This window comes from Streptomyces sp. M2CJ-2 (genome assembly GCF_016757295.1).
GTDB lineage: Bacteria > Actinomycetota > Actinomycetes > Streptomycetales > Streptomycetaceae > Streptomyces.
This window is the reverse complement of sequence record NZ_JAESIF010000041.1, coordinates 1-25735: the sequence shown is the minus strand read 5'-3', so window position 1 is coordinate 25735 and position 25735 is coordinate 1. Positions and strand designations below refer to the sequence as shown.

The window sequence follows — 25735 nt, the reverse complement described above, 5'->3', positions numbered from 1 at the left end:
CCTGACACAGGTTCGAGTTGACGCCTCTGAGCGCGGGCGACGACAGGGCGACGCCGCGGTACCGGCCGCCACCGCCGTCGCGAACGCAGGCGCGACAAGCTGGTGGAGATGAAGTGGAGGCAGCCTGAAGCAAGTGTGTGGGCGCGCGGTTGGTTGCCGACTAAAATCTTTCCATCACTGCTGGTTACGGGGGCGGAACCTGGTGCGCACATGCCGGGTCGCCGGTGGGGAGGGCCTGTCGAGCATGAGCCGTCGCTCCAATGGGTTGGTCGCTGTCTGGGCCGAGGCACAGCGCCAACAGCAACGTCAACAGGAGGCGCGAGCCAGGTTCCAGCGGGAGCAGGAGCGGCAACAGCGCGCCCATCAGAGGGAGATCACGCGCAGCTACCGCGAGCAGAGAGCGGCGTACCGGGAGCAGCGTGAGGCGGAGGCCCGGCGGCGTACGCAGGAACTCGACGCGCAGGTCGAGGCGTTGCAGGGCCTGTTGACGACGGGGTGCCGGGCTCCGGCGTTCCGGGCTGACGCGCTCGCCCGGCCGGAGCAGGTCGAGGCGTTCTCCCCGGGACAGCTCGCGCGCCCCATCCCCATGCCGGACCCGAACCAGCATCAGTACCAGCCGCAGCAGAGCGGCTGGACCGCCGCACGGCGAGCGCAGGCACAGGCGGAGGCCCGCTCCAGGTTCGAGCGCGACTGGCAGGCCACGCAGGCCGCCGAAGCGCAGCGCCGGCACCAGTTGGCCGCCTACCAGGCGCAGTACCAGCAGTGGGCCGAGGCCCAGTTGGCCGAGATCCGCCGGCACAACGCCGGCATCGCGGAGATGGCGACCGGGCTTCGCAACGGAGATCCCGAGGCCGCGGTGGAGTACTTCTCCGCCGCCCTCTACGCCTCGACCGGTTGGCCGGAGGACCTGCCCCGTCGGCTGTCCGCGGCGTACGACTCGGGGGCGCGCCAGTTGGTACTGAACTGGGAGCTGCCCAAGTACGACGTCGTCCCGGAGGCGAAGTCGGCGCGCTACATGATCAACGCCGATCAGGTGAAGGAGTCACCCCGACCTGTCACGCAACGCCGCACCCTGTACCGGGACGTACTCGCGCAGTGCCTCCTACTGGTTCTGCGAGATCTGTTCGCAGCCGACGAGTTCGGCGCGCTGGAATCGGTCGCGCTGAACGGGTTCGTGGACGATCACGACCCGGTGACCGGCAGACGGGCGCCCATGTTCCTCGGCACCGTCATGGCTTCGCGTTCGACGTTCTCCGCGCTGCACCTGGAACAGGTGAACGCGGTCGACTGCCTGGTGGACGGCCTCCGGGGGCAGTTGTCCTCGCGCCCCGACCAGTACGCGCCCGTGCGGCCCGGCCGGCTTCCCGAAGACGTCGGCAACGGCGTCGTCACCCATGGGGACGGCGAAGAGCCGGATCTGTACGAGATGGACCCCGTCGCCTTCGAAACGCTGGTCGCCGACCTGTTCCGGGCCATGGGCATGCAGGCCGTGACCACCCAGCGCTCGAACGACGGCGGTGTCGACGTCGACGCGCTGGACCCGGCCCCGATTCGCGGCGGCAAGATCGTCGTGCAGGTCAAGCGCTACCGCAACACCGTCCCCCCGACCGCCGTCCGTGACTTGTACGGAACCGTCCAGGACGCCGGAGCCAACAAGGGTGTCCTGGTCACGACCTCCGCGTTCGGCCCCGGCTCGCACACCTTCGCCAACGGCAAGCCCCTGGAACTGGTGGCGGGCTCCGAACTGGTCGACCTGCTGCACCGCCACGGGCTGCGCGGGCGCCTCGGCGGCGGCGAACGCCCGGTGCCCGACCGGCGGACGGCACCGGACAGCGAGACCGGCGGTGACACCGGCAGCGCCACCGGCACGGACGACCACAACGTGTTGGGCATGTACTGGTCGGGCAACGTCGCCCTGGACGTGTGCGCGCTCGTCTGCCACGGCAATCGGGTCCTGGACGACGATCACTTCGTCTTCTACAACAACCCGCGCACACCCGACGGCACGGTGCGCACGCTCGTCCCCGTCGCGCCGGACAGAGCCGCCGTCCAGGTCTCCTTCGACGCCCTGCCGGCACGCGCCGACCGTCTCGTCGTCATCGCCGCGGTCGACCCCGTCGCCAACCCCGGGGCCGACCTGTCCGGGTTCACCGACGCCGGCATCCGGCTGCTGGACCCCGAGGGCTCCCCGCTCGACCAGTTGCCGGTCTCCGACGGCCGCCCGGACGAGACCGCCCTCGTGCTGGGGTCCTTCCGCCGCCGCGCGAACGGCGACTGGGACTTCGTCACCGGAGGCAGGGGATACCGGGGCGGCCTGGAGGAACTGGTCCGGGACTACGGCGTCGACGTGGAATAGTTCCGCCGTCGAACGGCCGTGTCGGTTCGGCGGCGGGGACAAGGTGGACGAGGGGCGAAGGACATGACGACCTGGGGCCTGGTCATCGAGACGACCATGGGTGTCGGAGAACGCAAGCACACCGAGGCATACGTGCTCGCTCACGTCACCGGAGAGCGCGAGGAGGCACTCGCGGAGCTGGAGCGGCGGGCGCGGAACCACTCACCCGCGCACCCCAGAAACCCCAAGCGCCGCCGACTCCTGCGGCAGGACGACGGGTTCCTGCTCGTCGTGGACGGGGCGTGGCAGTCGTTCGTCACCCGGTTCACGGTGGCGGAACTGCTCGAGGACTCCGCCGCGCCCCCCGCCCCGGAACCGGTGCCGGAAACCGTGCCGGAGCCTGCTGTGGAGTCTGTGCCGGAACCTGTGGTGGAGGCGCCGAGTGCTCCCGTCGCCGCGGCGCCCGAGCCCGCGGAACAGCGGGTCGAGCGGTACGCGGACGGGGTACCGGTCAAGCCGGCCTGGCTGGGTCGCACCGACCTGCCGTGAGGGCGCCACCGATCGGTGCGCCGAGGCGGGTCATCGCCCGTGTTCTCCTCCGTGCCGGTGTGCAGTGGGGCGGGTCCGGTCAGGCGGCCAGGCGTTCCGCGAGCAGGACGACACCGATGACGATCATGGTGGCGCCCGAGGCGCGGGTGACCGCCCGGGCCGCGGAGGGCCGGGTCTTCAGAACGGTGCGGGCGAGGACGCCGACCGTGAGGTACACCAGCGCGCAGGCGGTCATGTGCAGGGTGCCGAACAGACCGGTCTGCGCGGCGACGGGCCAGCCGCCGGTGGTGTCGATGAACTGCGGGAACAGCGAGAAGTACAGCAGCAGCGCCTTGGGGTTCAGGCCGCTGATCCCGGCACCCTTGAGCATCACCTGTCTCCGGGAGGCACCGGCCGTCTCCTCGGAGGCCGCCAGGGCGGCCGGCCGGCGCAGCACGTGCCAGCCCAGCCAGACCAGGTAGCCGGCTCCGGCGACGGTCAACGCGGTGAGCACGACCGGCGAGCTCGCCACGATCACGACCAGGCCCGCGACGGCCAGGATCGTGTAGCCCGCGTACCCGGCGATCAGCCCGGTCACGGCCGGGAGGACCGAGCGCTCCCGCAGGCCCGCCGAGATCGTGAAGGCCCAGTCCGCCCCCGGGGTGAACACCAGCAGGAGGTCCACCGCCAGAAAAGCCGCCAGCGTGGTCGCGTCCATGAATCCGTCCCTCTCACGTACCCGGCTACGCAAGGGAGGCTAGGCCGGACAGATCCGAAAGTGTTCCTGCCTTTACCCCAGGATCTCGCCCGCTGGAGGAGAATCTTCTTCATGGACGCTCTAGATCGGAAGATTCTTGCTGAGCTGCAGATGGACGGCCGTCTCACGGTCACCGAACTCGCCGCACGTGTGCAGCTGAGCGTCTCGCCCTGCCACCGCCGCCTGCGCGACCTCGAACGCGAAGGTGCGATCCGCGGCTACCGCGCCGTCGTCGACCCCGCCGCCGTCGGCCTCCACTTCGAAACCCTCGTCTTCGCCACGCTGCGCTGGGAGGATCCCGACACCGTCACCTCCTTCGAAGAAGCGGTGAGCGCCATCCCGCACGTCCTCCAGGCCCAACGGCTCTTCGGCGAACCCGACTACCTCCTGCGGGTCGCCACCACCGACCTCACCGCCTACCAGCAGCTCTACGACCAGCAACTCGCCCGCCTGCCCGGAGTGCAGCGCCTGACCTCCACCCTCGTCATGAAGAACGTCGTCGACGACCGGCCCTTGCCCGCATAGACCGCCGACGCAGGCCGGACGCCGCTCAGCCCGGGCACACCTTCCCGACCCACGCGCCAACGCGGGCTCAGAGGCCGTCTCCTTTGGCGAGTCTGCGGTAGCAGATGAGGGTGCAGGCGGCGATGTCGGTCGCACCCGCTCAGCCGGCCGAAGTGTTCTGTGTCGCCTCGCGTGCTTCGGTGAGGGCTCGCTGTCTGAGGTTGCCGCCGAACAACTGAATCGTGGTGGCGGCCAGGATGTCATCCCTGCCGATGGTCCGCCCGTCCCCGCTGCGGGTGGACAGGGCCCGGAGGGAATCCTCGAGCAACGGGGGTGGGGTCGGTTCGCCCGACATCGCCAGGGTGACCGTACCGAAACGTTTGACCCCGCCCTCGCGGACGACCATGGCCGCGTCCCGGGCGAGGTCCGTCAGGAACACGCTCGCGATTCCGTCCAGGTCGCGGACCATCGCCGGGACGGCCGTCGCCCCCTGGCTCCGCAGCAGCTTCTTGACCCCGGCCTCGAACCTGTGGGCGCCGACCACAGCACTCGGTTTGCGCGACCTGCTGCGCTTACGAGAAGGCACGATGACACCCTCGGCGTCGTACAGGACACCGGTCAGGCCTCGAAACGTCGGGCTGTGGTCGTACCACTTGTCCCCCACCTGGAGCTCGATGTTCCGGTCGATCGCCGAGAGAAGGTCCCTGGGAATCAGCTTCTTCCGGGCCTCCTCCGCCGCCGCTCTCCTCGCGCCATCGATGATCTCCGTCAGCACTGTCCGCGTCACCGACGCGGCGGCCCACGCGGCCGACCGAGAGACGTGCATCGGGGTCACGTCCCTGAACACCGCTTTGACGAGAGAAGGCTTGAACGGCGAGACATCCATGACCGAGGCGGTCTCAGGACCGCTGCGCTCAGGGCGTGCGGGCTGTGTGGTCATCGGAAGAAACGCTCCCTGCCGTCGGAGTTGTCAGAGGCCCACTTACTCGGTGACCATGAGTCGATCACTCGGGAAGGTACGCCTTTCACGCACCTCTCCGAGCCGATCCACAGGTCACGAGCATGGCTCGTTCGTGATGATCCGTGGGACAGAGTGGGGGCATGACCACGTACGAGACGATGCCGTTCCACCTTGAGACCGAGCGGCTGATCCTGCGGCCGTGGGCCGAGTCGGACGCCGCCGAGTTCTGCGCCCTCCTCTCCGAACGCGGCAAGGGGACCCCCACGGTTGAGCACATCCGGACGTCCATCGCGGAGCTGCTCACCGCGACGGCGACTACGGGGATCGCCCTGTTGCCCATCCAGCGCCGTGACGAAGGCGACTTCATCGGCTACTGCGGGCTGATCATCGGCCGCTCCACCCTGGAGGAGCCTGAAATCGCGTATGAGCTGTTCCAGCGCGCGCATGGGCGTGGCTACGCCACCGAGGCGGCCAGGGCGGTGCTCGATGCCGCTGTCGCGACCGGGCGGAAGCGGCTCTGGTCGACCGTCGGCGCATGGAACACACCATCGCTCCGTGTCCTTGAGAAGCTCGGGTTCGAGCGGGATCACGTTTCCACGGAAGACAACGGTGAAGTGGTCTGGCTCACACGCTCGTTGCCGTGACGCGAGAGCACGCTCCCGGGGCTTCACGCGCACATGCTCGAGTGCGCTCCGGCGGAGCGCCGGGCATGCCGAGATCGGTCAGCACTCGGGTCACCCCAGGCGCCCCGACCACTGACCCCGCCTTGAAGGACGGGGCCTGCGCGCGAGGTGCTCGGTCACCCAGCGGCGCCCAGCTCGCACCATACGTACTTCCCCCTGTTCCCCTCCCTGGCCAGCGGCTGCCAGCCCCACACGTCGGCGCAGGCCCGCACCAGCGCCAGGCCCCGCCCGTCCTCTCCCTCCAGTTCCGGGGCGAAGGGGCGCGGCGGCTCCGGCGGGGACGGGTCCGCGTCCCACGCCCCGATCCTCAGATCAGTCACGTGACCTCATCCATGAGTTGACCAAGGAGTTGTGAGGAACCCGATGACCGCCCACCCCTCTACTCGCTGGCGCAAGTCCTCCTTCTCAGGGGGCGGTGAAGGCAACGACTGCGTGGAGATCTCGGAGGCTGACGACGCCCGCATAGCCATCCGCGACTCGAAGTACCCGGCCCGTGCCGCTCTCTCCGTCTCCTCTCCGGTGTTCGCCGCCTTCGTCGACGGCCTGAAGGTCCAACCGGGGCCTCCGGTGTAGCAACAGGCGCTCTACTGCGAGGCGAAGTGGCTGGAACAGGTGCTTCACTCACTGGATTTGACGTCAACCAGGGTGAGATTCGGTCACGCTCGCCTACGTTGGGCGCACTGATCGCGCTCATCACAGGAGGCTCAGCCGTGTCGAAGGACACCACCCCGGACAGTGCCGGTTTCGAGACACGTGCCCGCATCGATACGACGAAGCCGCACTCGGCGCGGTTCTGGAACTACTTCGTCGGGGGCAAGGACAACTACAAGGTCGACCGGGAGATCGGGGACCAGATCAAGGGCATCTTCCCCGGGCTGGTCGACGTGGCCCAGACCAGTCGACGGTTCCTCGGGCGGGCCGTCGGCCATCTGGCCGGGCAGCAGGGGATACGGCAGTTTCTGGACATCGGTACGGGACTGCCGACCGCCGACAACACGCACCAGGTGGCGCAGCGCGTCGCTCCGGACGCACGGATCGTGTACGTCGACAACGATCCGATCGTGCTGACCCACGCCAACGCCCTGCTGACCAGCACCCCCGAGGGCCGGACCGACTACCTGGACGCCGATCTCTACGACCCGGAGTCCGTCCTGCGGGCCGCCGCCGGGACGCTGGACATGTCCCAGCCCGTCGCGCTGATGATCCTCAACACGCTCGGCCACGTCGCCGACTACGAGCAGGCGCGTGATCTGGTGCGCCGGCTCATGGCGGGGCTCCCCTCGGGGAGTTACCTGGTGATCAGCGACAGCACGGCCACGAGCGAGGGCATGATCGCGGCCTCGAACGCCTACAACGCGAGCGGCGCCGTGCCGTACTACGTCCGTGAGGTCGAGGAGATCGCCGGGTTCTTCGACGGCCTGGAGCTGCTGGAGCCGGGGGTCGTCCGGGTCCCGGAATGGCGACCGGATACCGACGCGCCGGACGAGGACGAGGCGAAGGACGTGGACGCCTTCTGCGGGGTGGGGCGCAAGCCTTAGTCGAGAACAGGAAGGCAGGTGGGGGCCGACACGCGGGTCGGCCCCCACCTGTTTCTCGCCCTCAGAGCCGACGGCCGGCACTAGCGATCCCAGGTAACGTTTCTGCAGGTCAGCACAGCAATCACGTGATCACCTTTCATGGTGAAACCGCCCGGCAGCAGACAACCGGAAGGGCCAATTCCTGGTTGTTCCCGACGTTCGCCAGGAACAACCAGGAGGAGATCACCTTGATGCGGTCGCGTGTCGTACGCTTGGCCACCGCACTCGCTGCGGCGAGCGCCCTCGTCGCCATGACGCCATCCGCGGCACATGCCGGCGCGATTGGGTCGGCACCGGTCCGCACCTTCGAGTACAACGTCGGTGGCGTGACGATGAAGATCCCGACCGGGTGCATGTTCACGCACGCCGTCCGCGGGAGCGGCAAGAAGATCACCTACCAGAACGCCGGTGTCGACTGTGCCTTCGTGGGCGCACTCAGCAGCGGCTTCTGCAACTGGCGCATCGACTTCACCTACGCCGACACGAACAACAAGACCTACCGGACGTCCCGCGGCAGAACGCACAGCGAATGCAAGATCGACCCCATGCGCAACAACTCTCCACAGCGTCTGTCGCATTACGGCAAGGCGTGCGCCCACCTCTATGTCAACGGGGTGCGGCGGGTAAGCCAGTGCCACCACATCACGAAGTGAGATGTTCATGACCGAGCAGCATGGGCCAGATACGGGCTCGGGGTGTGCGGAGCGCCGACGCCGGGCCGGGATCGTGTCGTTCGTTGCGGGGCTTGTCGCGGCTCTCGCCTTCTTCGCGTTCTTCCCCGGGTTGCCGCATGTCATCGACTGGGGCGCCCTCCTCGTCTCCCTGGCCGTGGGGGCCCTTGCCCGCTGGGCTTGTCGGGCGTGGATGGCGAGGAGCCTGGAGAAGAAGGAGAAACACAGCGATCAGGTGTGATCGTTGCCTTTGTTTTCGTGGGCGGCTGGGGCTCGCGACCCGGTAGTGGGGGTTGGGGGTGCCGGCCTCTCCGCCGATGCGTGTCGCTTGTTGTGGCGGCTTGACGCCGTTGCCAGGACCGTAGTCACCGTCAGGGACGTCGCCGCGAGGGCTGTCATGGTGGTTGCCGGGGTGGTCAGTTGGGCCAGGGTGCCGGACAGGGTGGCGGAGAGGCCCTGGAGGGTGAGCATGCCCGAGGAGTGGAGGCCGAGGGCATGGCCGGAGAGGTGGGGCGGGGTGAGGGCCGTCAGGCGCTCCTGGTGGACCAGGCTCGCTCCGAAGCCGACCGAGGCCACGGCGACCAGGGCGGCGGCCATGGGAAGAGGCGGGCGGAGGGCGAAGAGCAGGTACGGGGTGGCCAGGAGCAGGAGGAGTGGGGTGCCCAGGCGGGTTCTGCGGCTGGGCGGGATCAGACGGCCGACGGTGATGTCGCCGGCCAGCATGCCGAAGGCGGCGCAGGCGAAGAGGGTGCCGGCGGCCTCGGGGGCGTAGGGGACGTAGAGGGATTCGCAGCCGACGATCAGGCCGTTGGGGATCCACAGCGCCAGGTAGACGTGGCGGCGGGGTGGGGACGACCAGAGGGCGGCGTTCGCGCGCCAGGTGGCTCGTACGGAGGGGCGGCCGGAGGCGCGCGGGGGACGGCGGGTCAGGGTCAGGCGGGCGGTTGCGGCGGCCGTGGCGTGCAGGGTCGCCGCCAGGAGCAGTGACAGGTGCGGGGAGAGGACGGCCACCAGGACGCCACCCGCCGCGTAGCCCGCGATCTGCATGATTCCGCTCATCATGTTGAAGAGCGAGCGGCCCAGAAGGTAGCCGCCCTGGGGGAGGATCTCGTTGAGGAGGCCCCAGCGGACTCCCCCGCCGACCGACTCCGCCAGTCCCTTGACGAGGAGGACCGCGAACAGCGCCGCGATCGGCAGGGCGGGCAGGGCCATGACGGCCGTACCGGTCGCGTGGAGCAGTGCCAGACCGGTCACCGCGGCGCGGGGTGGCAGACGGTCCGCGGCGGACATGAGGAGTGTCGCGCCGAGGACGTGGGCGAGGGACGGGCCGAACATGGCCAGTGCGGACAGCAGGGGTGAGGCGGTCTCGCGGTAGACCAGGGTGGCCAGGGCGAGGCCGCTCGTCGTCCGGGCGACCGTCTGGGCGGCGGCTGTGAGGAAGAGCGGGGTGAACTCCGGGGTGCGGAAGAGGTCCCTGTAGCTGCGCATGCGCGGAAGTCTGGGGAGGGGCGGTGCGCGGCGTTATCGTTTCGCCGGTGCGCGAAAGCAACTCTGCTCTGGGAAGGAGAACTTGGGGTGGGGTGGTGGCAGGTCAGTGCGGACACGCTGGCCGCGAGCCGGTTCGTGCTGTCGCCGTGCGCCGAGACCTTCGCGAGTCTGCGGCTGCTGCATGCCACCAATGCCGCGCATCCCGGTGAGCGGCAGTGGCTCGATGCTCATCTGCCCGCCTACCGAGCGCGGTTGGCCCGCGACCCGGTCACCGCGCTGCTCGTCCCGTCCAGGCTCGGGGTGGAGTGGATCGCCGATTTCCTGACGCCGACTCCGAGGGGTGGGGAGACCTTCGAGGAGGAGGTCGCGCGGGTGCGCGCGGTCTCGCCCACGGTCGCGCGGGAGCATCTCGGTCTGTCCCTGCGCGGTCCGCTCCCTCCGCTGCTGGAGCGCGACGACCTGCCGGAACGCGCCGCGGACCTGCTCACGTGGGTCTGGGAGGAGACCGTGCGCCCCTACTGGGCCCGGCGCCGACGGGTGCTCGAGGCCGATGTGGTGGCGCGGGTGGCACAGGTGGGGCGGGTCGGCTGGGCTGCCGCGCTGGACGCCCTGCGGCCGGGGACGCGGTGGCTCGGGGAGAGCCGGCTCCAGGTCAACCTGCACGAGTACCCGCCCCGGGAGATCTCCGGGGCCGAGTTGGTGTTCGTACCGGTGACGCCGCAGCGTGTGGGCTGGGTGTCGTGGGAGGGGACGGACCGGTACGCCCTGGTGTACCCGTGCACGGGTGCGCTCGCCGACGGGGGTGGGCGGGCGGTGCCGGTGAGTCTGGGGGCGCTGCTCGGGGGCGCGCGGGCCCGGGTGCTGGTGCTGCTCGGTTCCCCGATGAGTACGAGCCAGCTCGTCGCCGTGACCGGTCAGGGGCTGGGGTCGGTCGGCCGCCATCTGCGGGTGCTGCTGGACGCGGGGCTGGTGGAGCGGTGGGGCCGGGCGGGGCGGTCCGTGTTGTACGTACGGACGGCGGCCGGTGAGGTGCTCGTGGAGGCGGGCACGGGGATGTCCCGTGCCGGGCGGAGTTAGCATCCCGGTATGACGACTGTAGAGACCAACGGTTCCTCTCCCCTCGATGTCGAGATCGGTGCTCTGAGCGGCGGGCCCGCCGGACTGGGGCGGTATGCGGGGCAGGTCGTGCTGGTGGTGAACGTGGCCTCCAAGTGCGGGCTGACGCCGCAGTACGCCGGGCTGGAGCTGCTGCACGAGAAGTACGCGGCGCGGGGCTTCACCGTGCTCGGGGTGCCCTGCAACCAGTTCATGGGGCAGGAGCCGGGCACCTCGGAGGAGATCGCCGAGTTCTGCTCCGCGACCTACGGCGTGACCTTCCCGATGACCGAGAAGGTCGAGGTCAACGGGGAGGGGCGGCACCCGCTGTACGAGCGGCTGGTCGGCTTCGCCGACTCCGAGGGGCACAGCGGGGACATCCGCTGGAACTTCGAGAAGTTCCTGATCGGGCGGGACGGCAAGGTCGTCGCCCGGTTCTCGCCGCAGACCGAGCCGGAGGCGGCGGAGGTCGTGGCGGCGGTCGAGAGCGCGCTCGGTTAGCGGCTGCCGCCTCGGCGTCCGGTTCCGGTGGCCGCGTTGACCCTGCCCCTGGGGCAGGGTCCAGCGTTCGTGTCGTCGGGCGGACGGACCGCCCGGCGACGGAGGATGGCGCGGTGGACGCAGAGGTGAACTCGGAGAGCGGGGAACTGCTCGGCATCGGCGCGTTCGCGGCGCGGGCGCGGCTGTCGGCCAAGGCGTTGCGGTTGTACGACCGGCTGGGGCTGCTGGCGCCGGCGCGGGTCGACGAGGTCACCGGTTACCGGTACTACCGGACGGGTCAGGTCGAGCGGGCCCGTACGGTGGCACTGTTGCGGCAGCTGGACATGCCGCTCGCCCGGATCGCCGAGGTTCTCGACGCGGACGACGGTGCGGCCGCGGCCGACCGGCTCACCGCCTACTGGGCGGACGTCGAGGCGCGGATCGCCGGGCAGCGGACACTCGCCGCGTTCCTCCGTGGACGGCTCTCTGGGAGGAGTTCCGAGATGTACGGGAAGTTCGCGGTCGAGACGGTGGACGTGCCCCGGCAGGTGCTGATCACCGAGACGCGGCACACTCTGGCGGACGAGTTGCCCGCGTGGATCGGGGCGGCGCTGGGTCGGTTGGAGCGAGGTGCCTCGGAGTGCGGGGGCGTGGCCGGGGTGCCGTTCGTCGCCTATCACTCCGAGGTCTCGATGGAGAGCGACGGTCCTGCCGAGGCGTGCGTGCCGGTCGCCGACGAGGCGGCGGCGCGGGCCTGGGCCGAGGCGCGGGGCCGGGCGTGGGAGACGGCGGTGCGGGTGGAACCGGCCCAGCGGTTGGCCTACACCCGGATCACCAAGGCGCAGGTGGCTCATCCGCAGATCCTGGCCGCGTTCGAGGCGGTGGAGCAGTGGCTGGCGGCCGAGGGGCTGACGGCTGCGGGTCCGTGCAGGGAGGTGTACTTCGCGGACTGGGACGCCGCCGGGGCGGAGGATCCGGTGTGTGACGTGGCTTTTCCGGTGCGGTGAGCCACTGAGTCGGTGATTCGCCGGGCCGACGTGGTGCGGTGAGGTGAGCCGCGGGGAGTCGTTCGCCGTGCCGAGAGGGTTGCGGGGTGGGCCGAGCCCTCTCGGCAAGGACGGCGGGCTCGTCGAGAGGGCTCCGTGGGCTCTGTCCGGTTCCGGTCTTCTCAGGCCTTCACCGAGGCCACGAAAGCGGTCCAGGCGTCCGTGGGGAAGGCCAGCTTCGGTCCCTCGGGGATCTTGGTGTCCCCGAGTTCCAGTGCTTCCTCGGTGGTCGACCTGACCATCACGCACGCGCCGTTGTTGTTGGTGTAGGAGGACGTCGTCCACGTTTCCGTGGCGCCCAGACGAATTGCCATGTTCGCTCCGTAGCCAGTTGCTGAGTTGCTGTCACCGGGCTGCGCATTCCGGCAGGTACCCGCAGAACGGATTGCGCCAACCTTCGGTCGTGGTTGGCATGATCGACGCTACTGGTCGGCATCCTTTTCCGGCGCGGCCGTTCACTCGACTGGGTGGCATATTCCAAGAGATACTTCCAGTCAGGCGTGTCAGCGGTGTAGCATCCCGGCCTCCCCGCCGGGAGGTCAGCGCGCGTACTCCTTCGCAACGCGTTCCACGAGCCGGCGGGACTGTTCCACGTTCAGCGACTGCGCCCTCAAGTGCTCGTACATCACGGTGTACTTCTGCACGTCGTGCGGCTTCTCCAGGTACAGGTCGCTGGTCACGCCCTCGATGTACACGACGCTCGAGTCGGCCGCGTCCGCGAACTCCAGGATGGAGTACTGGCCGTTGATGCCGGAGTGCGCGCCGACCTCGAACGGCAGCACCTGCACGGTGATGTGCGGCAGCTGGGACAACTCCATGACGTGCTCCAGCTGTTCCCGCATGACCTGTCTGCTCCCGACGACCCGGTGCAGCGAGGCCTCGTCGAGGACCACCCACAGCCGCAGCGGGTCCTTGTCGGCGGTGATACGGCCCTGGCGGCGCAGGCGCACCTCGACCCGCTTGTCGTTCTCCTGGTCGGACGACTCGGGCGAACCGCCCTGGACGATCGCCTCGGCGTACGCCCGGGTCTGCAACAGGCCGGTGATGATCTGCGGTTCGTAGACCCTGAGCGACTCCGCGTCCGTCTCCAGGCCGATGTAGACGCTGTACGGGATGTCGCCGAAGGCGTGCCACCAGCCCTGCTGGCGCGAGTCCTTGGCCATCTGCATCAGCGACTCGACGATCCGCTGGTCCTCGACCTCGTAGACGCCGCAGAGGTCGCGGACGTCGCGCTGGCTGATGCTGCGCCGGCCGTTCTCCAGTCGGCTGATCTTCGACTGCGACACCAGCAGTCGCTCCGCCACTTCCTCGGCCGTCATGCCCTTGAGCTCGCGGAGCCTGCGGAGCTCCTGGCCCAGCCGGCGTCGCCTGACGGTGGGATTGACATTGGACGCCACGGGACGTGCACCTCCGGCTGCGTGCCTCGTACTTACTCGTACCTGCCACTTTGCGTATCTGGTGTTGAGCAGACTGCCACCAAGGTGCTTCCTACCGCTGGGAAACAACGGATATGCGACCACTGTCCGGCAGTTCACGGTGTGGTGACGCCACGGACCGGTGCGGGCGGGTAGCGTCGGTCGGTTGCGAGGTCGATCAGTCGCGAGGCCCACCGGTAGCGACGTCAGCGGTTCGCGGCATGCCGAGCGGGGCGGAGAGAGCCGTGAACTCTCTCCGCCCCGCTCGAACAGCGGCTCCCGTGACCGGGTCTGCGGCGCCGTGGCCGAACCAGGGGCCCGGTGGGCCCGGTCGTCGGCCTAGTGGGCGGCGGCGCGCGCCATGGATCCTCGGCGCGGTTGGGCCGGTACCCCTCGGGCGGGTTCCGGTCCGCCCCGGCCGCCGGTGGGGGCCTGACGGCCGCCTGCCGGGGCCGCGCCACGGCGTGGCTGGGCCGCCACACCGTTCTGCACGTCCATCACGGCATGCGCCACCAGTCCGCCCATCGGGTCGTGCCGGATCAGGTCCCGCAACCGGGAACGCGAGGAGCGACCCTCGTTCCCCGGGTACAGGTGCTTGCCGAGACCCACCGCGTGCGCCAGTGCGGCGAGCGCCGCGGTCCGCGGGTCCGGCGGCACGCCGGTGCGGATCGCGGAGTCCAGCCGGGCCCTGATCTCCCGGCTGATCTCGGTGTCCGTCGCCTGGTAGCGAGTCGTCGGCAACACCCCGCACATCTGGCCGGCCACGGCATGCACCATGCCGCACCGCTCCAGATGCGAGAGGTAGGTCTGGCGGAGCCCGAGACGCGGCCCGCCGATCCAGTGGACGGCCCGAACCGGAGCGCCGCGCCTTCGCAGCAACTCCAACGCGCAGTCCAAAGTCGGATCTCCAGTCGGCCGTGGCACCACCACGGCGATACGATCCCCGTCTGGGGCTATCCGTCCGGCCAGCGCCAGCTCCACTAGCTGCGCTCCGGCCAGACCGAGGTCGAGCGACTGCGGCTGCGCAGTGGTACCCGTGGCCGGGTCCAATGCCAGCAGCAAAAGCTCTTCCGGAAGTGTTCTGCGGCTCCTGCCCATCCATGCCTCCCCGCGTGGATGAATGACAGGGTGACCCCTCTCACATTGGTCTGTCGAGGGCGCCTGACCGGTTCGTGAGGGAACCGGTAGGTATGTCGTTCTCGTCTACCACGTGGGGGACGCCCGCACACAGGACACTGGTACATGGTTCGGACAGCGCCGCTGAGCGCTGTTCCGGGCGGGCGAATTGCGGATTCACGGTTCGGTAGGCGTACGCGCTGACGCGTGGCGCACGGAGGAGGCATCGGTGGCGGGCGAGTCCCCCGACAGGTCGAAGCAGCGCGAGTCGTCGGCAGAACCGACGCCGGGGAGCGCGGGTCCGGTTCCCGAGGCCAGGAACGAGACGGCGGGCTCCGCGGAGAAGCGGGACCCCCGGCTGACGGTGAGCCGTGACGCGGTGTCACCGTCGACGCCGTCGGAGTCGTCCGCGTCGGCCGAGGGCTCCACAGGGGGCGTCGATACGGCCACCCGGGTGTTGTCGGTGCGCGATGCGCAGACCGACGAGCCGGAGGACGAGGAGAACCGGAAGGACCAAGAGGCCTCGGATTCCGCCGAGTCGGGCTCCGAGGTCGAGGAAGCCACGCCCGACGGGCGTGACGATTCCGCTACGGATGGTGACGGGCGACTGCGGGCCGTCGCCGCCACGTGGGTGCGGTCGGCGGACGAGGCGGAGCAGACGGGGCAGGACGGGCCGGGGAAGGGCGCGGAGAGCGCCCGGAAGGCCGAGAACGCCGACAGGGGCGACAGGGACGGCACGGACGAACAGAGCGCCCAGGACGCCCAGGACGGCGGCGAGAGCCTTGACGAGGGCTCAGGCGAGGCTTCCGGGGGCGACGGTGGCGACGCGTCGGAGTCGGACGCGGAGGCCGAGACCGAGGTGACACCGGAGGCCGACGCCGACACGGCCCCCGAGGTCGCCCGCATGGCTGACGCCCCGGATGCCGAGGAAAACGGCACCCCCACCGCCGATGACGACGGCGACGACGGCGACGGCGGCGACGGCGACGGCGACACCGACGCGGCCCCCGAGGCCGACAAGGCCGACAAGGCCGCCCCCGAGGCCGGTGCGGACAAGGCGAGCGACACCGACGACGTCGGTGCCGAGTCCACCGCCGGGGCCGACGAGACCGACGACGACGTCGCCGCCGACGACGAGACCGACGAGGCCACCCCCGGCGCGCCCCCCACCGATCAGCCCACCGCCGTCTTCAAGGCCCCGCGCCCCTCCGCGCCCGCCGTCGATCAGCCCACCACCATGCTGAAGCTGGGCGACGCGGCCGAGAACGCCGACAAGAGCACCGGCAAGGCCACCGACGAGGCGGCGGACACCGACCCCCAGCCCGAGTCCGCGGCCGAGCGCACCAGCAAGTTCGTGCCGCTCAAGGACCTGGACGACCCCGAGGTGCGCAAGGCCCCGAAGGTCGGGGACTCCGTCACCACCGCGCTCCGGGTGCCGCCCTCCGCGTCGCCCGCCCCCGCGTCGCCCGTCACTCCCCCCGCCGACGCCACCCGTTCGGTCCCGCAGGTCGGGCCGGAGCTGACGCGGCAGCAGCCGCTGCCGCCCAAGCCGCCGCTGGACCTGCTGGCCGAGCTGACCAACACCCCGCCACCGCCGGAGACCCCGCTGCGGACGGCCGTGCGGCGGGTCAAGATCTGGACGCCGCTGGTCGTGCTGCTGGTGATCGTCTTCGCGGTCGTGCAGAACATGCGGCCGCTTCCCGCACCCACCCTGGTACTCACCGCGAAGGAAACCCACACCTTCGACGGCGACCAGGTGAAGCTGCCCTGGCCGGACGAGGGCCAGGGCTGGATGAGCGTCGACGGCATCGGCGCGATGGACCACTTCGGTGAGCAGAAGCCGGTCGCCATCGGCTCGGTCGCCAAGACCATGACCGCGTACATCGTCCTGCGCGACCACCCGCTGAAGCCGGGCGAGGAAGGCCCGAAGATCGAGATCGACCCGACGGCGGAGAAGGAGGGCGGCTACGACCAGCAGGGCGAGTCCACCCTCAACACCGTCAAGGCCGGCGACTTCCTCACCCAGAAGCAGGCCCTGTCCGCGGTCATGATCCCCTCCGCGAACAACATCGCGCGTCTGCTGGCGCGTTGGGACGCGGGCTCCGAGGAGGCGTTCGTCGAGAAGATGAACGCCACCGCCAAGGAGCTCGGGATGACCGACACGACGTACACCGACCCGTCCGGTCTGGACAAGACCACCGTCTCCACCGCCGAGGACCAGGTGAAGCTCGGCATCGCGGCCATGAGGATCCCGGCCATGGTGGCCATCACCAGTGTGGCCAGCTGGACGGACCCGACCGGCAAGTACTGGAGCAACCACAACCAGCTGCCCTACACCATCGGCGCGATCGGCCTCAAGACCGGCAACACCACCGCGGCCGGCGGCAACCTGCTCTTCGCCACCCGCAAGGAGGTCGATGGCCAGACGGTGACCATCGTCGGCGCGATCCTCGGCCAGCGCAAGGCACAGTCGACCCTCGACCTGGTCAACGCGGTCAGCAAGACCGCGCTGCTCGCCGCGCAGGACGTGCCGACCTCGGAGAAGATCCTGAAGAAGGGCGACGTCGTCGGGTACGTCGACGACCGGCTCGGCGGTCACACCCCGGTCGTCGTCACCAAGGACGTCACCGCGGTCGGCTGGGCCGGCCTGAAGGTGAAGCTGAACCTCTCCGCCGACGCCCTGCCGCACACCGAGAAGGCCGGTACGAAGGTGGGCACGCTCACCGTGGGCGACGGCAAGAGCAGCGCCGCCGTCAAGGTCCCGGTCGCCCTCCAGGAGGACCTCGTGGAGCCCGCCTTCTCCGACAAGCTGACGCGTCTCGCCTGATCCACCCTGATCCACGACGAGCGGCGGGCATAGCACCCCGCCGGTCGGTGCCCGCCCCGGGCGCCGGTCGGCGGGGTGCGTGCTAGCGTCACGAAACGGGCAGGTCGCCGTGACCGGGACGCGGACGTCAGCACCACGGCGGACTGCCGCGACCGCGAACGGAACGCGAACAGAAGACGGGACACGGGGAGTGCCTTCAGGTGGCCACTGCGGAGCCGACACGCGCCGACGACGCCGATCCGGGTTCGGGGTCCGGCCCGCGAATACCCGCCTCGGAAGCAGGTCGGCCGCCGGGCGGCACACCCGACCCTGAGCACGGCTCCGAACCCGCCTCGGACGCCGACCCCGACACCCCCGCCGCCCCGCGGGTCTCCCGGCCCAGGGCCGCCGTCCGCACGGTGCGGGCCCGGGTGCCGCGGCACCCGGTGCTGTCCGTCACCGCTCTCGCCGGCGTCCTGCACGTCGTCTGGTTCTTCACGTTCGCGAACAGTGGCGGCGATCTCGCGGCGCAGGACGCCTGGGCCGAGTTCGTCGGCCGGCACCCCGACTCCGCGTACAACCTGGCCTGGTACGGCGGCATGCACCCGGTGTCGTACAGCATGGTGTCGCCCTACCTGATGTCGCTCCTCGGTGTGCGGACGACGATGATGCTCGCGGGGACGGCGTCGGCCGCGCTGCTGACGATGCTGCTGATCCGCGGCCTGCCCGCCCTGCGCAATCCCCTGTGGGCGGCGCTCGCGGGCGTGTTCGGGCTGCTGGGCAACGCGGCCTCGGGACGGGTGACGTTCGGGCTGGGCATGATGTTCGGGCTGGCCGCGGTCGCCGTGGTGTTCTGCTGGCCGCACCGCTGGCGTTACAAGCGCTGGGCGAAGGCGCTGTGCGCGGCGCCGCTGGCGGCGCTGGCCACGATGTCCTCACCGGTCGCGGGCCTGTTCGTGGGGCTGGTGGCGGTGGCGCTGTTCCTGCAGAAGCGGCGGCCGGGGGCGTGGGCGCTGGGGCTGGGCCCCACCGCGGTGGTGGCGGTGTCGGCCTGGATGTTCCCGTTCTCGGGGACGCAGCCGATGGGGTTCGGCTCGGTGGTCCTGCCGCTGGTGTTCTCGGTCCTGGTGGCCGTCCTGGTGCCCCGGGAGTGGCTCACGGTCCGGATCACGGCCGCGGTGTACGGGCTGGGGGTGGTGCTGGTCTGGCTGGTCAGTTCGCAGATCGGTTCCAACATGACGCGGCTGGCGATGCTGTTCGCCGGGGTGGCGCTGGTGGCGGCGCTGCCGTTCGCGGTGCCGCGGAGCCGCAAGTGGTACGCGATCGTCGTGGCGTCCGTCGGGTTCGTCGGGTGGATCGGCTTCAAGTCGGTCGACGACGTCGTGCACACCACGCCGGCCGCGTCGTGGGCGCGTGAGCTGGCGCCGCTGGTGAACGAGCTCCAGGAGGTCGGGGCGGAGCGGGGGCGGGTGGAGGTCGTGCCGGCGCGTTCGCACCGCGAGGCCTCGGCGCTCGCGCCGTACGTCAACCTGGCCCGGGGCTGGAACCGGCAGGCCGACATGGAGCGCAATCCACTCTTCTACGACGACACGCTCAACTCGGCGAACTACCACGAATGGCTGAAGCGCTGGGCGGTGCACTTCGTGGTGCTGCCGAAGGACGAGCCGGACGGTGACGGCGGTCAGCGGGAGCGGGAGCTGGTCCAGCGGGGGCTGCCCTATCTGAAGCAGGTCTGGGGCGACGCGAACTGGCAGCTGTTCGAGGTGAGCGAGCCGACCCCGCTGGCCGAGCCGGACACGGTCGTGGAGCGGGCCGAGCAGGGCGGGATGACGCTGCGGGTCGAGAAGGCGGGCCGCGTCCTCGTGCGCATCCCGTACTCGCCGTGGCTGAGCATCGTCGACGCGGAGGGCGACAAACTGCAGCCGCCGCAGGAGACGGAGGAGTCCAAGGAGCGTTCCGACGGGGACGGCCCCGGAAACGCCGAGAACGCCGAGAACGCCGAGGACGTGCCGAAGACGTACGACAACGTCAACGGCTGCCTGATGGAGACGGAGGAGGACGCGAACGGCGACCAGTGGACGGTGCTGCTCGCGCCGAAGCCTGGCACGTACCGGCTGGCGGCGCCGTACACCGTGCCGCGCGGCACACCCTGCCCGGACGAACTGCGCTGACGCCGGTCGGCGGGGGCCTCGCGGGCATCCCCGCCGAAGGACAGGGACGAGCCGGCGGGACCGGAGGAACCGAAAGAAACAGTCTCAGGCGCGCCAGCCGTAACGGCGCTCGGGTCTGCCGGCGACTCCGTACCGCAAGGACACCTCGGCGCGGCCGGTGTCGTTGAAGTATTCGAGGTAACGGCGGGCGCTGACCCGGGAGACACCGGTCCGGGCCGCGCACTCGGCGGCGGACAGCGTTTCGTCGGTACCGCACAGTGTGCGTTCGATCAGCTCTGCGGTCTCCACGCTCATGCCCTTCGGCAGCGCGGCACTCTGTGCCGGCAAGCTGGCCCCGGTCAGCACCCGATCCACGTCGGCCTGGCCTCTGACGACTGTGGTGAGCAGGCTGTTGCGCTGGGCGGCGTACCGCTCGAGACGAAAACGCAGGTCTTCGAATTCGAACGGCTTCAACAGGTAGTTGACGACGCCCTGACGGACGGAGCGGCGGACCGCGTCGGCCTCACGCGAGGCGCTGATCACCATGACGTCACAGTCGTACCCGGCGGTCCGCAGGCGTGGAATGACGTCCAGACCGAACATGTCCGGAAGATAGAGGTCGAGCAGGACCAGGTCGGGGCGCAGCTCGCCGACGGCCGCGATCGCCTGCTCACCGGTGCTCGCCGTGCCGACAACCCGGAAGGGCTCGACGCGGTCGACGAAGGTCCGGTGGACACCTGCCACCATGAAGTCGTCGTCGACGACCAGTACATCGATCATCGGGAGGCTCCTTCCGGTACCGCGTCGGCCGGGTTGCCGACGGACATCCTCGCGGTGAACATGGCGCCGTCGGGCGTGTTGGCCACCGCGACCTCGCCGCCGTGGCGCTCGCAGACGAGCCGGGTGAGCGCCAGCCCGATGCCGCGCTCCCCCTCTTGAGCGGCCTTCGTCGTGAAGCCGTGCAGGAAGACCTCCTGGGCGAGTTCGGGCTCCACGCCGGGGCCCGAGTCGCGCACCACGATCTCCACGCTGGAGGCGTCCTGCCGCAATTCGACCTCCACCCAGGCATCGTGGCCGTCACCGCCCGCCGCCGCGGCGTCGACGGCGTTGTCGACGAGGTTGCCGATCACCGTCGCCACGTCCACGGAGTCCTCCGGCGCCAGCCGACCGAGCGCCGTGTACTCCGAGACGCGCAGCACGACCTTCCGTTCAGCCGCGAGTGAGGACTTCGCCATCAGCAGAGCGCTGACGGCCATGTCGCGGACCCGTCTGGTCAGGGTCGTGTCCAGTGACTGGCGATGTCGGCTCAGCGTGCGGACGTACTGCACCACCTCGTCGTGCTGACCGATCTGGATCAGCCCGGAAATCGTGTGCAGCTGATTGGCGAACTCGTGGGCCTGCGCGCGCAGCAACTCGGCGGAGCTGCGGAACGATCCGATCTCGCGTTCCATCTGCGCCAGTTCGGTACGGTCCCGCAAGGTCGTGACCGAGCCGAGCCGGCGGCCGTCCTTGGTGACGGTCATCCGGTTCATCACCAGCACCCGGCCCCGGCGTATGACGACTTCGTCGCGCCGCTCGGTCGTGTCATCGGGGGATCCGGCGAGCACGTCGTGCAGTCGGCCCTCGATCCGGAGGTCGGCCAGGCTCATTCCCACACAGTGCTCGGGCAGATCGAGCAACCGCCTGCCGACCTCGTTCACCAGGGTGAGCCGCAACTGCGGGTCGAGGGCGATCACGCCTTCCGCGATCCCGTACAGCATCGCCTCGCGGTGCTCGGCGAGCCCTGCGATCTCGCGTGGCTCCAGACCGAGGGTCTGGCGTTTGGTACGCCGGGCCAGCAGCCACGATCCGATCAGACCGAGCCCGCCCGCGATGCCGAGGTAGGTGAGCAGATACGACGACGTGCCGCTCAGCCGCTGCCAGATCGTCGGGGACGCCGCGCCGATCATCACTGTGCCGAGGTGCCGGCCGCTGTCCGGTTGAGTCGCCTTGAGCACCGGCACCTGGGCCACCAGCTCGTGGGCGCCGTCCAGGACCAGATCCCCCGACCAGCCGCGGGCCTCGGCGACGCCGGGGCCGAGCGACATCCCCGTACCGATCACCGTGGGATTCGTGGAGCTGACGATCCTGCCGCTGCTGTCGGCGATCGTCACGGAGGTGACGCCCGACTGGGTCAGTGTGGTCTGCACGAGCGGGGCGAGCGTCTCGCCCGGCGCCGGCCGTCCGAGCTGGCTGGACACCAGGGGGTTTCCGGCCAACTGCTCGGCCAGCGCGGTGACCCGGCGTCCCTCGACCCGGTTGAAGGTCGCTTCCGACTGGGCCAGCGAGAGGGCGGCGACCGCCAGCACCACCACCACGATGATGGCCAGCTGGAGCACCAGCAGCTCGCCCGCGAGGGTATGGCGGCGAAAAGTTACGACCACAATGAACTCAATCTTTAATGCTGACACAACACAGACGTGGTGTCTCACGAGTCGCACAATCATGGCGTCCGACTGCCGGAAGCGAAAGAGACAAGCCATGAGAACTCGCAGAGCTGCTGTCGTCAGTGCCCTGGCCGCCATGTCCATGCTCACGGTGGGCGCTTGTGGCGCCACCGCGGAGAAGAAGGAGACGGGCAAGAGCAAAGAGCCCGTCACCGGAATGCGGATCATGGTCCCCAACACCCCGGGCGGCGGGTACGACACCACCGCGCGGACGGCGGCCAAGGTGCTGGAGGACACCAAGATCGCGTCCGGGATCCAGGTGTTCAACCTTCCGGGCGCCGGCGGCACGGTCGGTCTGCAGCGCACCGTGAACGAGAAGGGCAACGGCAAGCTCGCCATGCAGATGGGGCTGGGGGTCGTCGGTGCCGCGTACACCTCGAAGTCGAAGGCGACGCTCTCGCAGACCACGCCGATCGCCAAGCTGATGGAGGAGGCGGGCGCGATCGTCGTGCCCAAGGACTCTCCGTACAAGACGATCGACGATCTCGTCACCGCCTGGAAGAAGGACCCCAAGAACGTCGCGGTCGGGGGCGGCTCGTCGCCCGGCGGACCGGACCACCTGCTTCCGATGCAGCTCGCCAAGACGGTCGGCATCGACCCGAAGAAGGTCAACTACATCAGCTACGACGGCGGCGGTGAGCTGCTCCCGGCGATCCTCGGCAACAAGATCGCCTTCGGGGCCAGCGGTTTCGGCGAGTTCCTCGACCAGATCGAGGCGGGTCAGGTGCGGGTGCTCGCGGTGACCAGCGAGGAGCCGATCGACACCCTCAAGGACGCCCCGACGCTGAAGTCCTCGGGGATCGACATGGTCTTCACCAACTGGCGCGGAATCGTCGCCCCGCCCGGCATCAGCGACGCCGACAAGAAGGTCTGGATCGACTCGCTGACCGCGATGCACGGCTCCGAGGAGTGGGAGGCCGAGCTGACCAAGCACGGCTGGACCGACGCGTTCACCACGGGCGACGAGTTCGCCACTTACCTGACGGAACAGGACAAGGCCGTCGCCGACATCCTCACAGAGCTCGGTCTGGCATGAGTCTGGACGTCGATGAGCGCACCGCTCCCGAGTCCCGCCGGCCCCTGGGAGCGGACCGCGCACAGTACGGTGTGTGCGCGTTCCTCGCCCTGCTGGGCGTGCTGGTGATCGTCGACGCCACCGGGATCGCGCACACAACGAGCAGCACCGACCCGATCGGGCCGCGCACGGTACCGGTACTCCTCGGCGTACTGCTCCTTCTGATCGCCCTCGTGTACGCCGTCGACGTCGCGCGGGGCGGCCGCGTCGAACCGGAGGGCGGCGAGGACGTCGACCTGACGAATCCGATCGACTGGCGCACCGTGCTGCTGCTGGTCGGCGCGTTCGTCGTCAACGCGGTACTGATCGAACCCCTCGGCTGGGTGATCAGCGGGACCCTCCTGTTCTGGGGAACGGCCTTCGCCCTGGGCAACCGGCACTACCTGCGCAACCTGGCGATCGCGGTGGCGCTGTCACTCATCACCTTCTACGCCTTCGCGATCGGGCTCGGCGTCTATCTCCCGGCCGGCGTGCTGCAAGGAATCCTGTAATGGACAACCTGAATCATCTGATCGACGGGTTCGCGCACGTCGTCACCCCGATGAACCTGCTGCTGGCACTGATCGGCGTCACGATCGGTACGGCGGTCGGGGTCCTGCCCGGCATCGGCCCGGCCATGACCGTGGCCCTGCTCCTGCCCGTGACGTACGGAATGGAGCCGACCCAGGCGTTCATCATGTTCGCCGGCATCTTCTACGGAGGCATGTACGGCGGTTCGACCACCTCGATCCTGCTGAACACGCCCGGCGAGTCGTCCTCGGTCGTCACGGCCATCGAGGGCAACAAGATGGCCAAGGCCGGCCGGGCGGCGCAGGCCCTCGCCACCGCGGCGATCGGCTCCTTCGTCGCCGGAACGATCGGCACTCTGCTGCTGGTGTTCGTCGCCCCGATCGTGGTGGATTTCGCGGTCGGCCTCGGCGCACCGGACTACTTCGCGATCATGCTGCTGTCCTTCATCTCGGTCACCGCGGTACTCGGCTCGTCGCGCATCCGCGGGTTCGCCTCGCTGCTCGTCGGCCTGGTGATCGGCATTGTCGGAATCGACTCGGTCTCCGGGCAGCAGCGGCTCACCTTCGGCGTCCCCCAACTCGCCGACGGCATCGACGTGGTGGTGGTCGCCGTCGGCATCTTCGCCGTCGGCGAGGCCCTCTGGGTGGCGGCGCATCTGCGGCGCAAGCCCGCGGGTGTGCTCCCCGTCGGCGTGCCGTGGATGGGCCGGGAGGACTGGAAACGGTCCTGGAAACCCTGGCTGCGCGGCGCCGCCTTCGGGTTTCCCTTCGGAGCCATGCCGGCCGGTGGCGCGGAGATCCCGACCTTCCTGTCGTACGTCACGGAGAAAAAGCTGACCAAGTACCCCGAGCAGTTCGGCAAGGGGGCCATCGAGGGAGTCGCCGGCCCGGAGGCGGCGAACAACGCGTCCGCGGCGGGCACCCTGGTGCCGATGCTCGCCATCGGACTGCCGACGAACGCGACCGCCGCGGTGATGCTCGCGGCGTTCCAGTCGTACGGCATCCAGCCCGGCCCGCTGCTGTTCGAGCGCGAGTCGGGGCTGGTCTGGGCACTGATCGCCAGCCTGTTCATCGGCAACCTGCTGCTGCTCCTGCTGAATCTGCCGCTCGCGCCGGCCTGGGCCAAACTGCTGCGGATACCGCGCCCCTACCTGTACGCGGGGATCGTGTTCTTCGCGTCGATGGGTGCCTACGCGGTCAACGCCCAGCCGCTGGACCTGTTCCTCCTCCTGACGCTGGGACTGCTCGGTTTCGGAATGCGCAGATTCGGGCTGCCGGTGCTGCCGCTGATCGTCGGCGTCATCCTCGGCCCCCTCGCGGAACTGCAGGGCCGACGGTCGCTTCAGCTGTCGGGTGGCGAACTGTCCGGTCTGCTGGGCGGACCGGTCTCCTATGTGATCTACACGGTGATCGTGCTCGTACTGGTCTGGCCGCTGGTCCCCCGGTTCGTCGTGCGTCCACTCGTCGAGCAACGGGCCCGAAAGGGGCGATCATGACGGTACTGGTGGGATATGTGCCCACGCCGGAGGGAGAGGCGGCCCTGCGCGCGGGAGTCGACGCGGCCCGCGCCCGGGGCGAGAACCTGCTGGTGGTGAACACCTCGCGAGGTGACGCGTATGTCGACCGCGGTTTCGCGGAGCGGACAGACCTCGACCAGGTCCGACGGGACCTGACCGAACTGGGCGTCGACTTCGACATACGCCAGGTGGTCGGCGGACGCGACGCCGCTGAGGAGATCGTCGAGCTGGCGGGGTCCGCCGAGGTGTCCCTGGTGGTGATCGGGCTGCGGCACCGCAGCCCGGTCGGCAAGCTCCTCCTGGGGTCCTCGGCGCAGCGGATCCTCCTGGACGCGCCATGCCCGGTCCTCGCAGTGAAAGCGGATTCCTGACATACCCCTGTGACACACCGTCACCCCGGGGTGCGCCGTGGCCGACGACGCGCGAGGTCGCCGGCGCCCCCTCCCTAAACCGATTGGGTACCAGTGGTTCTGAAAACCTTCGGCTGGTCGTTCGCGGTCACCGCGCTCGGTCTGGTCGCAGCGATCCTTTTCGGG

Annotated in this window: 25 protein-coding genes and 1 pseudogene; 17 read left to right on the top strand and 9 right to left on the bottom strand. The window is 69.8% G+C overall.

The features are described from left to right. Nucleotides 1-244 precede the first annotated feature (244 nt). On the top strand, nt 245-2356 hold the full coding sequence (locus tag JL475_RS25970) for a restriction endonuclease (RefSeq protein ID WP_202280353.1): 2112 nt from the start codon (nt 245-247) through the stop codon (nt 2354-2356). 63 nt (nt 2357-2419) lie between these two features. Next, nucleotides 2420-2884, top strand: coding sequence for a hypothetical protein (locus JL475_RS25965; RefSeq protein WP_202280352.1), 465 nt, complete (start codon nt 2420-2422; stop codon nt 2882-2884). A 79-nt stretch (nt 2885-2963) separates the two neighbouring features. Here JL475_RS25965 and JL475_RS25960 read toward each other — a convergent pair whose 3' ends face one another. Next, nucleotides 2964-3581, bottom strand: coding sequence for a LysE family translocator (locus tag JL475_RS25960; RefSeq protein WP_202280351.1), 618 nt, complete (start codon nt 3579-3581; stop codon nt 2964-2966). Between the two features lie 111 nt (nt 3582-3692). Here JL475_RS25960 and JL475_RS25955 point away from each other — a divergent pair, with 111 nt between their 5' ends. Beyond that, complete coding sequence (locus JL475_RS25955; protein WP_109381312.1) at nt 3693-4145, top strand: Lrp/AsnC family transcriptional regulator; 453 nt, start codon at nt 3693-3695, stop codon at nt 4143-4145. 139 nt (nt 4146-4284) lie between these two features. Here the strand turns inward: JL475_RS25955 and JL475_RS25950 are convergent, their stop codons facing one another. Next, complete coding sequence (locus JL475_RS25950; protein ID WP_202280350.1) at nt 4285-5064, bottom strand: hypothetical protein; 780 nt, start codon at nt 5062-5064, stop codon at nt 4285-4287. Between the two features lie 161 nt (nt 5065-5225). Here JL475_RS25950 and JL475_RS25945 point away from each other — a divergent pair, with 161 nt between their 5' ends. Then, nucleotides 5226-5729 carry a GNAT family N-acetyltransferase gene (locus JL475_RS25945; protein WP_202280349.1) on the top strand — a complete coding sequence of 168 codons (504 nt, stop codon included), beginning with the start codon at nt 5226-5228 and terminating at the stop codon, nt 5727-5729. A gap of 155 nt (nt 5730-5884) precedes the next feature. On the opposite strand, the pseudogene JL475_RS25940 reads toward JL475_RS25945, so the two are convergent. Continuing rightward, a pseudogene (locus JL475_RS25940) lies at nt 5885-6079 on the bottom strand (ATP-binding protein); the annotation flags it as partial. Nucleotides 6080-6131: 52 nt separating this feature from the next. Between JL475_RS25940 and JL475_RS25935 the strand changes: the two are divergent. The 4 genes from JL475_RS25935 to JL475_RS25920 all read left to right on the top strand — a co-directional run bounded on the left by JL475_RS25935 (nt 6132) and on the right by JL475_RS25920 (nt 8257). Further along, nucleotides 6132-6341 (top strand): DUF397 domain-containing protein, encoded by a 210-nt coding sequence (locus JL475_RS25935; RefSeq protein ID WP_202280348.1) that lies wholly within the window; start codon nt 6132-6134, stop codon nt 6339-6341. A 137-nt stretch (nt 6342-6478) separates the two neighbouring features. Further along, nucleotides 6479-7306, top strand: coding sequence for an SAM-dependent methyltransferase (locus JL475_RS25930; protein ID WP_202280347.1), 828 nt, complete (start codon nt 6479-6481; stop codon nt 7304-7306). 125 nt (nt 7307-7431) lie between these two features. Then, on the top strand, nt 7432-7998 hold the full coding sequence (locus JL475_RS25925; protein ID WP_307825161.1) for a hypothetical protein: 567 nt from the start codon (nt 7432-7434) through the stop codon (nt 7996-7998). 7 nt (nt 7999-8005) lie between these two features. After that, the gene (locus JL475_RS25920) at nt 8006-8257 is read left to right on the top strand and encodes a hypothetical protein (RefSeq protein WP_202280346.1); all 252 of its coding nucleotides are present in this window, start codon (nt 8006-8008) and stop codon (nt 8255-8257) included. On the opposite strand, the gene JL475_RS25915 is transcribed toward JL475_RS25920, so the two are convergent. Beyond that, a complete protein-coding gene (locus JL475_RS25915; protein WP_237408275.1) occupies nt 8248-9504 on the bottom strand; it encodes an MFS transporter in 1257 nt (418 codons plus the stop codon). The genes JL475_RS25920 and JL475_RS25915 overlap by 10 nt on opposite strands. Before the next feature lie 87 nt (nt 9505-9591). On the opposite strand from JL475_RS25915, the gene JL475_RS25910 reads away from it, so the two are divergent. The 3 genes from JL475_RS25910 to JL475_RS25900 all read left to right on the top strand — a co-directional run bounded on the left by JL475_RS25910 (nt 9592) and on the right by JL475_RS25900 (nt 12086). Next, nucleotides 9592-10581 carry a helix-turn-helix transcriptional regulator gene (locus tag JL475_RS25910; RefSeq protein ID WP_202280345.1) on the top strand — a complete coding sequence of 330 codons (990 nt, stop codon included), beginning with the start codon at nt 9592-9594 and terminating at the stop codon, nt 10579-10581. 9 nt (nt 10582-10590) lie between these two features. After that, on the top strand, nt 10591-11100 hold the full coding sequence (locus tag JL475_RS25905) for a glutathione peroxidase (protein WP_202280344.1): 510 nt from the start codon (nt 10591-10593) through the stop codon (nt 11098-11100). A gap of 113 nt (nt 11101-11213) precedes the next feature. Beyond that, nucleotides 11214-12086: a MerR family transcriptional regulator gene (locus JL475_RS25900; RefSeq protein WP_202280343.1), complete on the top strand. Its 873-nt coding sequence runs from the start codon at nt 11214-11216 to the stop codon at nt 12084-12086. A 161-nt stretch (nt 12087-12247) separates the two neighbouring features. Here the strand turns inward: JL475_RS25900 and JL475_RS25895 are convergent, their stop codons facing one another. The 3 genes from JL475_RS25895 to JL475_RS25885 all read right to left on the bottom strand — a co-directional run bounded on the left by JL475_RS25895 (nt 12248) and on the right by JL475_RS25885 (nt 14638). After that, a complete protein-coding gene (locus JL475_RS25895) occupies nt 12248-12439 on the bottom strand; it encodes a DUF397 domain-containing protein (protein ID WP_202280342.1) in 192 nt (63 codons plus the stop codon). A 225-nt stretch (nt 12440-12664) separates the two neighbouring features. Beyond that, a complete protein-coding gene (locus JL475_RS25890; RefSeq protein ID WP_202280341.1) occupies nt 12665-13522 on the bottom strand; it encodes a helix-turn-helix transcriptional regulator in 858 nt (285 codons plus the stop codon). Between the two features lie 357 nt (nt 13523-13879). Next, nucleotides 13880-14638, bottom strand: coding sequence for a GPP34 family phosphoprotein (locus tag JL475_RS25885; RefSeq protein ID WP_202280340.1), 759 nt, complete (start codon nt 14636-14638; stop codon nt 13880-13882). Between the two features lie 247 nt (nt 14639-14885). Here JL475_RS25885 and JL475_RS25880 point away from each other — a divergent pair, with 247 nt between their 5' ends. Beyond that, entirely contained in the window at nt 14886-17483 is a 2598-nt protein-coding gene (locus JL475_RS25880) for a D-alanyl-D-alanine carboxypeptidase (RefSeq protein WP_202280339.1), read from the top strand. A gap of 200 nt (nt 17484-17683) precedes the next feature. After that, entirely contained in the window at nt 17684-19633 is a 1950-nt protein-coding gene (locus JL475_RS25875) for a DMT family transporter (protein WP_202280338.1), read from the top strand. A gap of 84 nt (nt 19634-19717) precedes the next feature. Here JL475_RS25875 and JL475_RS25870 read toward each other — a convergent pair whose 3' ends face one another. Together JL475_RS25870 and JL475_RS25865 are read right to left on the bottom strand one after the other, a co-directional pair. Next, entirely contained in the window at nt 19718-20392 is a 675-nt protein-coding gene (locus JL475_RS25870) for a response regulator (protein WP_202280337.1), read from the bottom strand. Beyond that, nucleotides 20389-22035 carry an ATP-binding protein gene (locus JL475_RS25865; protein ID WP_202280336.1) on the bottom strand — a complete coding sequence of 549 codons (1647 nt, stop codon included), beginning with the start codon at nt 22033-22035 and terminating at the stop codon, nt 20389-20391. The genes JL475_RS25870 and JL475_RS25865 overlap by 4 nt, the downstream gene beginning before the upstream one ends. Nucleotides 22036-22132: 97 nt before the next feature. On the opposite strand from JL475_RS25865, the gene JL475_RS25860 reads away from it, so the two are divergent. From JL475_RS25860 to JL475_RS25845, 4 genes are read left to right on the top strand one after another with little or no spacing between them, the layout of a single operon-like run. Beyond that, nucleotides 22133-23134: a tripartite tricarboxylate transporter substrate binding protein gene (locus JL475_RS25860; protein ID WP_237408269.1), complete on the top strand. Its 1002-nt coding sequence runs from the start codon at nt 22133-22135 to the stop codon at nt 23132-23134. Further along, nucleotides 23131-23664: a tripartite tricarboxylate transporter TctB family protein gene (locus JL475_RS25855; protein ID WP_202280335.1), complete on the top strand. Its 534-nt coding sequence runs from the start codon at nt 23131-23133 to the stop codon at nt 23662-23664. The genes JL475_RS25860 and JL475_RS25855 overlap by 4 nt, the downstream gene beginning before the upstream one ends. Beyond that, nucleotides 23664-25178, top strand: a complete 1515-nt coding sequence (locus JL475_RS25850; RefSeq protein WP_202280334.1) for a tripartite tricarboxylate transporter permease — start codon at nt 23664-23666, stop codon at nt 25176-25178. Before JL475_RS25855 ends, JL475_RS25850 begins: the two co-directional genes overlap by 1 nt. Further along, nucleotides 25175-25570 (top strand): universal stress protein, encoded by a 396-nt coding sequence (locus JL475_RS25845; RefSeq protein ID WP_202280333.1) that lies wholly within the window; start codon nt 25175-25177, stop codon nt 25568-25570. Before JL475_RS25850 ends, JL475_RS25845 begins: the two co-directional genes overlap by 4 nt. Nucleotides 25571-25735: the final 165 nt, after the last annotated feature.

Bases quoted from the DNA above. Each gene is read 5' to 3' on its own strand.
- JL475_RS25970 (WP_202280353.1), top strand. From the start codon at position 245: ATGAGCCGTCGCTCCAATGGGTTGGTCGCTGTCTGGGCCGAGGCACAG.
- JL475_RS25965 (WP_202280352.1), top strand. From the start codon at position 2,420: ATGACGACCTGGGGCCTGGTCATCGAGACGACCATGGGTGTCGGAGAA.
- JL475_RS25960 (WP_202280351.1), bottom strand. From the start codon at position 3,581: ATGGACGCGACCACGCTGGCGGCTTTTCTGGCGGTGGACCTCCTGCTG.
- JL475_RS25955 (WP_109381312.1), top strand. From the start codon at position 3,693: ATGGACGCTCTAGATCGGAAGATTCTTGCTGAGCTGCAGATGGACGGC.
- JL475_RS25950 (WP_202280350.1), bottom strand. From the start codon at position 5,064: ATGACCACACAGCCCGCACGCCCTGAGCGCAGCGGTCCTGAGACCGCC.
- JL475_RS25945 (WP_202280349.1), top strand. From the start codon at position 5,226: ATGACCACGTACGAGACGATGCCGTTCCACCTTGAGACCGAGCGGCTG.
- JL475_RS25935 (WP_202280348.1), top strand. From the start codon at position 6,132: ATGACCGCCCACCCCTCTACTCGCTGGCGCAAGTCCTCCTTCTCAGGG.
- JL475_RS25920 (WP_202280346.1), top strand. From the start codon at position 8,006: ATGACCGAGCAGCATGGGCCAGATACGGGCTCGGGGTGTGCGGAGCGC.
- JL475_RS25915 (WP_237408275.1), bottom strand. From the start codon at position 9,504: ATGCGCAGCTACAGGGACCTCTTCCGCACCCCGGAGTTCACCCCGCTC.
- JL475_RS25905 (WP_202280344.1), top strand. From the start codon at position 10,591: ATGACGACTGTAGAGACCAACGGTTCCTCTCCCCTCGATGTCGAGATC.
- JL475_RS25895 (WP_202280342.1), bottom strand. From the start codon at position 12,439: ATGGCAATTCGTCTGGGCGCCACGGAAACGTGGACGACGTCCTCCTAC.
- JL475_RS25885 (WP_202280340.1), bottom strand. From the start codon at position 14,638: ATGGGCAGGAGCCGCAGAACACTTCCGGAAGAGCTTTTGCTGCTGGCA.
- JL475_RS25870 (WP_202280337.1), bottom strand. From the start codon at position 20,392: ATGATCGATGTACTGGTCGTCGACGACGACTTCATGGTGGCAGGTGTC.
- JL475_RS25860 (WP_237408269.1), top strand. From the start codon at position 22,133: ATGAGAACTCGCAGAGCTGCTGTCGTCAGTGCCCTGGCCGCCATGTCC.
- JL475_RS25855 (WP_202280335.1), top strand. From the start codon at position 23,131: ATGAGTCTGGACGTCGATGAGCGCACCGCTCCCGAGTCCCGCCGGCCC.
- JL475_RS25850 (WP_202280334.1), top strand. From the start codon at position 23,664: ATGGACAACCTGAATCATCTGATCGACGGGTTCGCGCACGTCGTCACC.
- JL475_RS25845 (WP_202280333.1), top strand. From the start codon at position 25,175: ATGACGGTACTGGTGGGATATGTGCCCACGCCGGAGGGAGAGGCGGCC.